Source organism: Microbacterium sp. P5_B6 (assembly GCF_056400345.1).
Map to the genome: position 1 here is coordinate 1 of NZ_JBFULL010000031.1, position 12483 is coordinate 12483.

A 12483-nucleotide genomic window follows, 5' to 3' on the forward strand; every position below is an offset into this window, starting at 1 on the left:
GAGCATCTCGCCGGGCCACATCTTCACCGTCGTGCCCGCCGGGATCGAGCCCGGGAGTTTCAGCTGCGCAAAGCCGGCGAATGCCTGACCCATGTCGAACACCCACACTCCGGGCGTCGCCTGCGTGACGCTGACGGGGGTGAACGAGTCGACGATCTTGACTGTCTCCGCGGAGCGTTCGATCAGGTCAKTCGAGAGGCTCGGGGCTGGCGCGATGCCAGCAGGGACCCACCCAGTAGCTTCGCCATTGCGGCGGGTCGCGGTCGCGCTCAGGTCGGCAGATGCACTGTTCCAACCCACCTGCTCCCGCCGGGCGTCGTAGTCGCTGCCCGAGAACCAGTTGTCGTTGGTCGTCGCACCGAGTGCCGTCTGCCAAGACCGGTCGGTGACGATCGAGTCCGATGAACCATCGGCGTAGGTGACTTCGAGCCTCGCGATCACCCGGGGCGTGACGCCTGCGTGGGCTTGCGTGACGGGCCCAGAGGTGCCAAGTGAGACGCCCGCAGCATGATCCGCTGTGACCGGAGTGTCGAAGGTGATGGTGGTGCCGCTGACGGCCGTGATCAACCGGCTTTCAAGACGGTCACCGCCATCACCTGTATCGATGTTGAGGGTCTGGCCCACTGCGAATCCGGAGGCGCTGCGAACCGCGACCGACGTGGCTCCGGCCGAGATCGCCTCCGTGCTCTGACTGCTCGCAGGAGTGGTCGTCAGCCAACGCACGAACGGGACGGTCCGCCCGGTGCTGGCATTCTGGACGCGCTGCGAGTACGCGGTGCCGTTTCCGAGTTCGACTCCGATGGTGTTGCTGCCGGCACCCACCAGACTCGTGACGTCGTAGGCGCGATACTCCGCGGAGCGCATCTCGATCGTGTTGCCGGGTGCGAGCACCTCGTCGGTGACCGCCTGGCCGTTGATCGTCTGCACTGCGACGCCGAGGCCGGATACGTAGAGCCGCGCCGTGCTGACGGCTTTGTCGGACCGCACGTCGAAGGCTCGTGCGAAGATGGGGAGCGCCTGGTCCTGTGAGCGACCGGGATACTCGATCCAGCGCGCGTTGCCCCAGTCCGAAGTGTCGAGAAGACCGAGCTCGAACGTCGCGGGCGCGCTCCATGGCGAGGCGTCGCCTCCGGGCCCGTAAACGCGCACCTGCCAGTACACAATCTGACGCGACTTCAACGGGTTCCCGCCCCACTTCACCTGCGTCGAGTTGGACGAGTTGACACGGCCCGAGTCCCACAGGTCGGGCTCCTTCAAACCGCGCTCCGTGCTCGCCGCGCGAATCTGATACCCAGTCTGAGCGGCGAAGCCGTGGAGCACCCAGCCCAGCGTGGGCGCGGGATCCCCCAGGCCCAGAGGGCTGTCTGCTCGTCCCTCGACGCGAAGCTGATCGACGAACACCCTCTCGGATGCCGACGCCGCGAGACTGCTCGTGAGGGGTGCGGCCGTCGCCGCAACCCCCATCGGAAGGGCGAGGGTGCAGACCAGAGCGACCGCAGCGCCTGTCGCTCCGAGCGCACCGAGCCTGCGCCCTGGTGATGGATGTGAACTCACTTTGTTGCCTCCTAGGCCATCGTCGTCACAGGAGGAGCGCGACAGCGCGCGAACCCGGCACGACTTTGTGATCGGTTGAAACGTTAAGAACGTCGGCTCACCCTACGTAGACCGCTCTACTCAAGTCAACTCCCCCTCGCTCCACCTAAACGTTCAGTCTCTGCGGTTGAACTGTTCAGAACTCTTCGTTCAACCCCCGCGACGCACATCGAGAGCGGGGAGCAGTGAGTCGAGAGGCCCATTTCACTGAAGGATCAGGGGCACGACGCCACGAATGAAGGTGTTGACCAAGCGGCCGGCATGGAGAACGGACACGTTGAACAACTTCGGGGCCAAACCGTTGACGCCCGATGCCGGGGATGCGTAGGGTGAACGTCGCTGAATCCATTCAAATCAGTTCAACACTGACTGAGGCCATCAGGGTCGGGGTTCCGCGCACCGGTTACGCCTCAAAGGAGAGAGACAATGACCCACGCTCCCACCAGTCGACCAGGAACCGTCTGGCGCCGAACCGACGCAGCGACCGCCCGCATGACAACCGTCGTCGTTCTGGCGGCTGCGCTTGTGCTGCCGACTTGCMTTGCCACGCCGRCGACGGCGGCGCCTGTTGAGACCCAGTCGGTGTCGACGGCGGCAACCGAATCCACCGCGCCGATAGACCTCCGGGTCGACGGCCGGGCGGGGGCGCTCTACGCGTTCGGAGACGTGACGCCGTCGTTCAGTTGGGTGCTGAACGGCGCCGCGAGGCAGACTGCATACGAAGTGCGCGTGGCGAGCACTCTGGCACGGCTCACCACGACTGCGGATCTGTGGAACTCGGGGAAGGTCGCTTCGTCCGAGTCCGCGCAGGCCGTCTACAAGGGCCTGCCGCTCACGTCTCGGAAGGAGGTGTTCTGGCAGGTCCGCACGTGGAACCAGGATGGCGTCGCCTCCGAGTGGAGTGCTCCTGCGTACTTCGAGATGGGTCTGTTGAACCTGTCCGACTGGGGCGCCGCGCAGTGGATCGAGCACCCGACGCGCAGCGACACGGGCGCGCTTCCGGTCTTCGCCAAGCAGTTCGAGGTCAACCCCGCCAAGACCCTCGCCAAGGCGCGGCTTTACCTGTCGGGCCTGGGCGTCGCGGTGTCGTCTCTCAACGGTCAGGCAATCACCGACGAGGTGCTCGCACCCGGCGGCACGAACGAGCAGGTCTCGGCGGCCTATCGCGGCTATGCGATCACGGATCTCGTGAAGTCGGGCGCTAACACGCTCGGCATCGAGCTCGGCAACGGCGAGGCGTTCGAGCAGCGGATGTACAACCCGGCCACCGGCCGCACGGACCCGTACTCGAAGATCGTCGGCGCGGGCGTCGTTCCCACCGCGCTCTCGGGAGCAACGGCCGTCGGTGCGACCTCGGTCGTCCTCGCGAGCGTGACAGGCCTCCTCGTGGGGCAGACGCTCAACGTCGACGCGGGCGACGACGGTGTGCGCCTCGAGCAGCGCCGGATCACTGCGATCGATGCGGGAACGCGCACGGTCACGCTCCAGACTGCTCTGTCGTCGGCTCACGCCGACGGTGTGGAGGTCACCCGCTCAGGGCATCGCGACTCGCCCAACACGCGCGTCACGCCGCGGCTTATCGCCCGCATCGAGCTCACATACACCGACGGGACGACGACGAACATCCAGTCTGATCGGACCTGGCGGACCGCGACGGGCCCGACCACATCGGACAACTGGTGGGGCGGTTCGGACTACGACGCGCGGCTCGAGCAGGTCGGCTGGAACCTCGTGGGCAGTGATCTCTCCGCGACGGCAACGCGACGCGACGGCTCGCCGACGGGATGGATCGACGCGGGCATCGTGGGCACTCCGAACCTCGACACCGACCTCGTGGAGCGCACCGCCGAACCTGTCAAGATCGTCGACACGTTCCAGGCGAAGCGGGTCTGGGAGGTAGAAGGACACCCGGGCACGTGGATGTTCGACATGGGGCAGGCCTTCTCGGGCTTCGTGCAGGTCAAGACGCCGAGCAGCTTCCCGGCGGGCACCAACGTCCGCATGCAGTTCGGAGAGTCGTTCGAGACATCCGGCGCGAACAAGGGCTTGATTGCCGTTCTCGACATGGTCGAGGGCAGCGTCGGTACGACGGGCACGCAGACGTTCGACTCGTACACGACGTATGGCAACCCGGATGGCGAGACCTGGCACCCCCAGTTCGGCTACGACGGCTTCCAGTACGTCCAGGTGACCGGTCTGCCGGCGGGCTACACGCCGACGACCGACCTCGTCAGCGGCCTGCAGACGGCGGCGACGACTCGGTCGGCTGGTTCGATCGAAACCGACAATGCGCGCATCAACCGCATCCACAAGATGTCGCACTACTCGATCATGAGCAACATGCAGTCGTACTTCACCGACTGCCCGAACCGCGAGAAGGCGGGCTGGCTCGCCGACATGATTCAGTCGATGCCGGCGATCGACAAGCACTTCGACATGCGCTCCTACCTGCAGACGATGATGCAGGCGATGGAGGACGCGCAGACGAAGGTCGGCATCGACGCGGGATTCGTGCCGTCGACGACGCCGAACGATCAGGTGCGTCTGTCGGGCTCAGGCCTCGGCAACGACCTCAATTGGGGTGGCGCGATCGTCCTAACGCCCTTCTGGCTGTACAAGAACTACGGCGATCTCGACACGGCGCGCKAGCACTGGGCTTCGATGGTCCTCTACATGGACTACATCCGCACGCGCCGCACGGCGGGCACGACCGGATCCGACCAGTATTTCGTCAACAACGGCCTCGGCGACTGGGCCTCTGCAGTGACGAGCGACACCAACCGCGCGATGACGGCGACGGGCGCCTACTTCAAGATGGCGAACCAGATGTCTGAGCTCGCCAGGGCGCTCGGCGACAACGCCAAGTCCGACGAGTACGTCGCACTCGCGGTCAACGTTCGCAGCACGTACAACGAGCGGTTCTGGAACCCGAGCCTGCGGCGCTACACGATCAGCCCCACCAGCTCGACGGGCGGGCAGACCGCTCAGGGCATCGCGTTGGACTACGGCATCGTGCGCGACGAGGACCGACAGGACGTGCTGGACGCCCTCGTGGCGATGATCTACGCGTATCACCCGAATGGCGGAGGCGCTCACCTCAACTCCGGCATGATCGGACTCGGGCCTGTCACGCGTGCGCTCATGAACAACGGTCGCGAGGAGGTGCTCTGGGACCTCCTGCAGGAGGACACTGCCCCGAGCTATGGATTCTTCCTGCAGGACACCGCGAAGCACCCAGGGGGCCTCACGACCATCCCCGAGTACTGGGACCTGCGCCAGTCGCAGAACCACATGATCCTTCTGCAGATTGACGAGTGGTTCACGGCGGGACTGGCGGGCATCCGTCAGGCGGACAGCTCGATCGGCTACCGCGATCTCGTCATCCGCCCGCAGATCGTCGGCGACCTCGGCCATGTCAAAGGCACCTATGTCACGCCTTACGGCGAGGCGCGCAGCGAGTGGAACCGCGAGGGAACCGGGCCTGTCACGCTTTCGGTGACCGTCTCGGCCAACTCCACCGCCGAGGTCTGGGCTCCGACAGGCGGCGCGAAGGCCTACGTGCAGGGTGGAGCCGCCCAGTTCGTGCGGGTCGACGGGAAGTACGCCGTATACAAGGTAGGCCCTGGCTCGTTCACCTTCGACGCGGAGGTCGCTCCGGCTGTCACGACTCAGCCCGCGCCGTCCACCTCGGTGGAGGCGGGAACGCCGATCGAGTTCACGACGGCGGCGAGCGGCGTGCCCGCTCCGGCGGCGCAGTGGCAGGTCAGCAAGGATGGCGGGTCCACGTGGGCCGATGTCGCGGGTGCGACGAGCGGCACGCTCGGTCTCACGGTGACGGAGAACGCGCAGTACCGCGCGGTCTTCACGAGCCACGCTGGATCGATCACGACCGATGTTGCGAATGTCACCGTGAAGGCGAAGCCCGCTTCACCTGTCGTGTCAAGCCAGCCCCCGGCGACGCTCACCGTGACGGAACGTGACTCGGTCGTGCTTGTTGCCGCGGCGACGGGCGCCCCGGAACCCACCGTGCAATGGGAGGTCCAGAAGAAGGGCACGAAGACGTGGACCGCCATCGTCGGGGCCACGTCTGCGACGCTGACCTTCCCGGCCCAGCTGGTCGACAGTGGTGCTTCGTACCGTGCGACCTTCACCAACTCCGAGGGCAAGGTCACGACGAACGTGACCGTCGTCAAGGTTTCGAAGGCGACGAAGGCAAAATAGTCGGCGAATTACCACGCGCGGAAGCGGCGCCCGTTCGGAGGACGGGCGCCGCTTTCGTGCGCGCGGCGTTCGTCGCAAGTGATTGAATTGCTCCGTCGATCCGCGGACCGTTGACAGCGCAACGGAGGGGCCACGCACCCGCGAACCCGCTCTGAGGGAGATCCTTTGGCTGCCAGCATCCGTGACGTCGCACAACGCTCGGGCGTCTCGATCGGGACGGTCTCGAACGCGATCAATCGTCCCGGCGAGGTCGCGGCCGATACGCTCGTCCGCGTTCAGCAGGCCATCGCCGAGCTGGGCTACGTGCCGAACCGCGCCGCGCGGGCTCTGCGCGGCGGCCCGTCGTCGACCGTCGGCTTCGTGGTCATGAGCGGCCAGAACCCGTTCTTCACCGACATCGTCCGCGGCGCTGAGGACGAAGCCGCGGTTCGGGGGATCGCCGTCCTGTACGGCAATGCGGACGAGGACGCGGACCGCGAAAACCTCTATCTCGATCTGTTCGAGGCCCAGGAGGTGCGCGGCATCCTCATCTCGCCGTTCGGCGACATCGACGCTCGCCTGCGCACGCTCGCGCAGCGCGGCATTCGCCCCGTCCTGATAGATCGGTTCGGCGACAAGGAATTCTCCTCGGTCTCGGTCGACAACGTCGAGGGCGGGCGACTCGCCGTCGAGCACCTCATCGCGCAGGGCCGTCGCAAGATCGCGGTCGTGGGGGGTCTTCTTCCGTTCCAGCAGGCCCTCGATCGCCTGGCGGGTGCGCGACTMGCCGCAGCCCAGTCGAGCGTCGACGTCGAGATCCGCTCGATTCCGCTCGAAGGGATGTCGGTCGAGGCCGGCGTTGCGTCGGGTAGTCGGCTCCTCGCTCGCGAGGTCAAGTACTGGCCGGACGCCATCTTCGCGGTCAACGACCTCGTCGCCCTCGGGATCCTCCAGGCGCTTACGAGGGACGGCCGGATCCGGGTTCCCGAAGATATAGCCATCATCGGCTTCGATGACATCTCGTTCGCGGCAGCAGCCGCGGTGCCGCTTTCATCCATGCGCCAGCCCAGTCGGATGATCGGTCGGACCGCCATGCGGATCCTGCTCGAAGAGGAGAAGGATCACGATGTCGTGCCACGGCACACCGTGTTCCAAGCCGAGCTCGTGGCGCGCGCCTCGACGGGCGTTCGCTGAACAGAAGCGGGCAGTACTTCACCCCGTGAAGTCCTCTCAGAGGGAATGCTAATGGTGATGTCCCCTTGGCTGGTGTAGTTTCCCGGCTCGAGTCTCACGTTGAGTAAACCTGGACGAGGACGTCGCCGCGTTCCGCGACCGGCCTGTCGGGAAGTTCGCCCCACTCTGCACGACGGTGCTCCGCCCCGCAATCGGCGACGTGATTCGTTTCCCTGACCGGATGGGGCGGGCGGCCGCGGATCCGCGCCGGGGCCTTCTGGCTCATTCCGGCGAGACGCCCGCCAGCAGGGGCCGGAGTCGAAGGCGTCATTGTTCTCGAGCATGGTCACCGCGAAATTKGCGGGGTCTCGGTCGCCGTTTCAACAGGGGCGTATGAGCAGGTGTACCCCAACGTGCCCGTTCCGATCGACCTCGGCTATCTGATCGCCAGGCGCATCTGTGCGCCGGGCGACGCGTTCGCCGTTCCCGAATTACCGGTCGATGTCCTCCTGCTCCTGACGGAGGCGCCATGGATGAAGCTCACCGAGACCATCGACTAGAGGCGCGTAGTCGCGCCGGAAACCGTCCTCCCTGTCCACGACGGCGGCTCGCGCCGCCTCCCCGCGAGATGCACCGCGGTCGAGGCAGAGGTTCGCACGCCGCTGGCAGCACCGGCCGGCAGCACCGTCCTGCGGCCGACCATCGGCGAGCCAATCGAGGTGAGCAACTAGATGTTGAGCATCGCCCGAGTCGCCKAGATCATCATGTTGGTGGCCTGCGGGCTATGTGCCGGCGTGATCTTCTTCTATGCGGTCGAACGCCTGAAACTGTGGGCTCGCATGCCGATCGACCAGTACATGGCCGACTTCCGCAGGTCGCTGTACCGCGCCGACCCGCTGCAACCGATGATGGGAGCGACGRCCATGATCGCAGCGGTGGTGTTCGCGCTCAACGTCGCTTCGCCCGCATCGGGCCTGGCGTAGACCGGTGCGGCACTGATCCTCTTCGTGATCGTCATGTCGATTTTGTTCCTCGAGCGCATCAACTCCCTCTTCCGTCGACGGCAGGAGGGCGAGGCGCCCCCGAACATTGCGGCGCTGCGGACGCGCTGGAGAAACTACATCTGACCCGAACGGCCCCCCGCCGCTTGTCTCGTTTGTCGCACTGGGCTCAGCCGCAGCTTTCACTGGATAGCGCCGAACGCCGCGCCTGAAGGCGGGCTCGAGCGCGTTTGGGTTGTCTTGCGCGATCCGCAGGACTGTGACGCCACGTGACTTGCGCTGGCCCTTCGACTCGGTGCCCGTCCGCGTGCACGAGCGTGGTGCCGCCCGGGAATTCGACCGACACCCGAGCCTTCTCCGCCACTACCACGATGTCGCCCGCGGGCGCAGGGATGACGAGAGAAGCCCACTCGAGATCTCCGAGGCATGGATCGACGCAGAACTCCGCCCAGCCATCCGCGAGCGGAGCAACTCGCAATACCGCCTCGGGAATGATGGCCGCCGGGCCTGCAGACCAGGCGTGGCAAAGACTGCGCCCGAATGGTCGCCCATACATGCTGTGTGGATCGCCGTCGGTGGTCACCTCCTCCCAAAAGGTTCCGGGCCCGCGATCGAGCATGCCTCCCCATACGCGTCGAATCTCGTCGAGGACCTCATCGTGTGAACCGGCCTGAATCAGGGCCCGAAGACGAAGTGCGGTCATGAAGGGGGTGCCGGCACCGTGTCTCCACGCTGCGTCATAAACGCCCGGCGGAGGGGAAGGGTGCAGCCCGGCAAGGATGGCCAGGAAGTTCGCGTACGGGGCAGGAKATGGCGCGGCAGAGTCAAGATAATCGGACCAGCGACCGGGCGCACTCGTCCAGCCACGAGCGCGCAATGTCATCTCAAKACGATCGGCGAGGTCAGACCACGTGTCGGCGCCATGGTGCACAACTCGTCGTAGCACCCGCTCGGCACTGCGTAGCGCCCAGAACCAGAGCATCTGCAGGGCARCGGAGTCGCGGCCTTGCTCGAGCGTCACGCCCCAATCGATGAAGACTGAGCCGGGTCCCGCGTCCGCGAACCCGCCTGGGTGCCTGACCGGCCGGAATACGCCCTGGTCGTCGGCGTACTGCGCGAGGTCGGTGACAAAGGAGTGGACCAGCTCTGCGTAGCGCTCGACGAACTGCTGGTCGTCGAAGTAGCGGATGTACAAGTCGGCGTTCACGACCCACCACAGCGAGTAATCCGCGATGCCGTTGACGTATCCGTGACCGGGCTGCCCCAGAGCGACCAGGCCGTCCGCGACCAGTCCGCCTTCGCCCAGCGCGAAAGCATTTGCGAGAGTACTCATCGCCTGGTCGCCCGCCCAGGGCATCCGGTCGCGTTTGATGCCGTCCACCAGCAGTCCCTGCGAGCACGTGCGGAGTGTGTACTGCGCCGCGGCCCAGATCCGTGTCAGTTGATCGTCAGAGCAGGCGAACGCTCCGGGTCTGGCCACATCAAGCACCGACGCTTGGATGTCAATCTCGGACGGGGTAATTGCCGCGTCCATGATCAGGTAGCGGAACCCCAACCGGTGCCGCGTCGTCCAGCGGCCGTCCGGCAGTTGGACGACGTCGTGCCGCGTTTCGTRCTTCGAAGGGTCCGAGAGCGCCTCCTMGACACTTTCCCCGGTCGAGATGATCGGAGCAGCACCCTCGGGAAGAATGGGCCGCCCCAGAACCGGGGCGCCGACGTCGAAGACGCCATCGCCGTTGTGCCGAGCGGTAAGAAGAACGGTGGAAGCAGGCTCGAGGTGCGGAGGCATGTCACCCCCGGCCCGAAGCCTCACGGCCGCCCATGGCCCACCCTCCAGACTCGCCGTCCATGGGCCTACAGACATCGGGGAATCAACCGCGATCGCGGGGACGACTGCCGGGCCGCCCACTACCTCGATCCGAATCTCCCCTTCACCGCTCGGGCACTCGAACGTCAAGTACCCGTCCTGCGCCGCGGCGAGCTCCGCCGATCGCCCGTTCACGGTGACACTGGCGTCGCCCGAGACGCGCAGACGAACGCAGCCGGGTCCCGCGAACCCGGCGCGAAATGTCGCCGCGACCGCTATGCGCCCATAGTTCCGGATGTAGTGGACGTGCCGATTCGCGGCGAACCCGTCGTCGATGAGTCGCGCCAGGAGCGCAAGTTCGCATTGCCCTTCCCCATACATCCATTGGACTCCGGTCGGCGACGGCTCGATCTCCGACTCGTCGAACGGCTGCGGCGAACGATCTACAACGTGAGCGCGAATGGCCTCCGCCGTCCGCGGCAGCGGACCCTCGTGACTCACCCTTTCACTGCGCCGGAGGTCATGCCCGCCACGATCTGACGCTGGAAGAAGATGTACATGACCAGCGGCGGAATGGTGATGAGCAGGACATTCGTGAACAGAAGGTTCCAGGAGCTGATCGCCTGGGACGTGTAGTTGTACGTCGTCAACTGCACTGTTGCGTTCTCGTCCCCTGGCAGGAAGTACAACGCGTAGGTGAAGTCGTTGAAGACGAACACGGCCTGCACAACGACGACCGTCACGATGACCGATTTCAACAGGGGGAAGATCACGCGGAAGAAGAGCTTCACAGGGCCGGCGCCATCGATGATTGCCGCCTCGTCCAACTCTCTAGGGATACCGGCGACGAAGGCGCGGAAGAGCAGGATGCAGAACGAGAGGCCGAACGCGACATGTACCGCGATGAGTCCGACCATTGTTTTGAAGAGGCCCAAACCTTGGAGTACCCAGATCGTGGGAACGACAGCGGGCGGGATGATGAGTCCTGCGAGCACGAAGAAGTTGATCAGCGGATTCCATCGTGAGCGACGACGCTGCAGCACGTAGCCGACCATCGCGCCGAGGATGACCATGATCGCCACCGACACGACAGTGAGCACAGTGCTGTTTATGAAGGCGCGCACGATCAAGTAGTCGCGTGTCGTGAGGACAGTTACGAGGTTGTCGAAGAATACCCATTCAGTCGGCCAGCTGAACTCGAGGGCCGACGCTTCCTTCTGCGTCTTGCCCGCCGTGAACACCATGAACACGAACGGCACCACGAAGACCGCAATCGCGACCACGATGGCGATGATGCCGGCGGTCCACCGCCAGGTCTTGTTTCTCACGCGCTCGCCTCCCCACGGTTGAGCCACCGAGACAGCGGGAAGATGATCGCGGCTACGACGATGAATAGGACCACGTTCCCAGCCGTGGACAGGCCGAAGAATCCGGCCTGGTACTGCTTGTAGACGACTGAGGCAAGGACATCGCTGGTGAAGCCGGGCCCRCCCTTCGTCATCGCCCAGATGAGGTCGAACGACCTCAAACCACCGATGAGCGACAAGAGGACGACCGTGGCTGTCGCGGGCTGGAGGAGCGGAAGGGTGATGCTGCGGAAGCGCTGCCAGAAGCTCGCGCCATCCATCTCCGCGGCCTCGAAGTACTCCTGCGGGATCGCCACCATGCCGGCGATGAAGATGAGGGTCGCGAGCCCTACGCCTTTCCAGATGTCGACAAGAGCGACCGATATGAGTGCCAGAGATGGATCGGTCAACCAGCCCGGGCCGGTGATTCCAATGAGGGCGAGAGTCTCGTTGATGGGGCCGTCAAACGGATCCAGGAGGACCTTAAACATGATTCCGACGCCAATGGTGCTGGCGAGCACCGGGAAGAAGATCGCGGCCCGAAGGAAACCGCGCCCGATGATCTGGGTACTGAGGAACACGCCCAGCGCGAGCCCCAGCACAACTTTTGCCGCCGAAGTGAGGAAGGCATAGATGAAGGTGTTGATGAACCCCTGGACGAGCTGCGGTTCCTTGAAGAACTGTACAAAGTTGTCGAAACCGATGAACTCGACGTCGAACAGCGTCCAACGTGTGAGGGAGAACCACAGCGATGCCACCGTGGGGACCAGGAACAGAAGAACGTAGAAAACGCCTGCGGGAAGGAAAAACCAGGTTGGGTAGGGACTCTTCATCCTGCGCCGATGCGGGGGCTTCGGGGCGGGCGCATTTGTCCCTCGGGTCTCTTTGCGCCCGGCTGTGGTGGTGCTCATTGTGTCTCCAGACAGTCGGGGCMGGGCTGTGGGCCCGGCCCCGACAGGTCAATGGGGGTTTACCAGCCGTCGAGGCCCAGCTGCAGAGCCTGCTTCTTGACATCTTCGTCGTACTGCGCCGCGCCGTCACTGGCGCTCGTGATCCCAGATCCGACGGCGACGGTGATCTGCTCCAGAGCAGGTCCCTTGATCGGGGAGAGGAACTCCAGCGCGAGGTTGGTCTTGCCCTCGTCGAAGTACGGCTGGAGGTCCGAGATCATCGCCGGAACGTCCTCAGACAGCGTGCAGCCCTCTACAACGAAAGGGCCCTGAGGAGCTGTGGACTCTGCCTGAATCTCGCAGCTTTCCGGCGTGGTGATGAACTCGAGGAACTTCTTCGCCGCGTCGAGCTGGGCGCCCTCCGTCGACTTCGGGATGTACACGCCGTTCGGCATCCACACMGTCAGTCCGTT

General features: G+C 65.1%; 8 protein-coding genes and 1 pseudogene. 4 read left to right on the top strand and 5 right to left on the bottom strand.

What is annotated here, in order from left to right:
• A partial coding sequence (locus AC1DP3_RS17395) for an alpha-L-rhamnosidase N-terminal domain-containing protein (protein WP_477295484.1) occupies window positions 1-1554 on the bottom strand: 1554 nt, incomplete at its 3' end.
• 621 nt (window positions 1555-2175) lie between these two features.
• On the opposite strand from AC1DP3_RS17395, the gene AC1DP3_RS17400 reads away from it, so the two are divergent.
• The 4 genes from AC1DP3_RS17400 to AC1DP3_RS17415 all read left to right on the top strand — a co-directional run bounded on the left by AC1DP3_RS17400 (window position 2176) and on the right by AC1DP3_RS17415 (window position 7949).
• Window positions 2176-5814, top strand: coding sequence for a family 78 glycoside hydrolase catalytic domain (locus AC1DP3_RS17400; protein WP_477295486.1), 3639 nt, complete (start codon window positions 2176-2178; stop codon window positions 5812-5814).
• Between the two features lie 165 nt (window positions 5815-5979).
• Window positions 5980-6987: a LacI family DNA-binding transcriptional regulator gene (locus tag AC1DP3_RS17405; protein ID WP_477295488.1), complete on the top strand. Its 1008-nt coding sequence runs from the start codon at window positions 5980-5982 to the stop codon at window positions 6985-6987.
• A gap of 392 nt (window positions 6988-7379) precedes the next feature.
• On the top strand, window positions 7380-7526 hold the full coding sequence (locus AC1DP3_RS17410; RefSeq protein WP_477295490.1) for a hypothetical protein: 147 nt from the start codon (window positions 7380-7382) through the stop codon (window positions 7524-7526).
• A 171-nt stretch (window positions 7527-7697) separates the two neighbouring features.
• Window positions 7698-7949 (top strand): hypothetical protein, encoded by a 252-nt coding sequence (locus AC1DP3_RS17415; protein ID WP_477295491.1) that lies wholly within the window; start codon window positions 7698-7700, stop codon window positions 7947-7949.
• A 187-nt stretch (window positions 7950-8136) separates the two neighbouring features.
• Here the strand turns inward: AC1DP3_RS17415 and AC1DP3_RS17420 are convergent, their stop codons facing one another.
• The 4 genes and pseudogenes from AC1DP3_RS17420 to AC1DP3_RS17435 form a co-directional block, all read right to left on the bottom strand.
• Window positions 8137-9756: an alpha-L-rhamnosidase-related protein gene (locus tag AC1DP3_RS17420; RefSeq protein ID WP_477295493.1), complete on the bottom strand. Its 1620-nt coding sequence runs from the start codon at window positions 9754-9756 to the stop codon at window positions 8137-8139.
• Window positions 9757-10271: 515 nt separating this feature from the next.
• Window positions 10272-11102: a carbohydrate ABC transporter permease gene (locus AC1DP3_RS17425; protein WP_477295495.1), complete on the bottom strand. Its 831-nt coding sequence runs from the start codon at window positions 11100-11102 to the stop codon at window positions 10272-10274.
• Window positions 11099-12031 carry a carbohydrate ABC transporter permease gene (locus AC1DP3_RS17430; protein WP_477295497.1) on the bottom strand — a complete coding sequence of 311 codons (933 nt, stop codon included), beginning with the start codon at window positions 12029-12031 and terminating at the stop codon, window positions 11099-11101. Before AC1DP3_RS17430 ends, AC1DP3_RS17425 begins: the two co-directional genes overlap by 4 nt.
• A 59-nt stretch (window positions 12032-12090) precedes the next feature.
• Window positions 12091-12483 (bottom strand): annotated as a pseudogene (locus AC1DP3_RS17435) (carbohydrate ABC transporter substrate-binding protein); the annotation flags it as partial.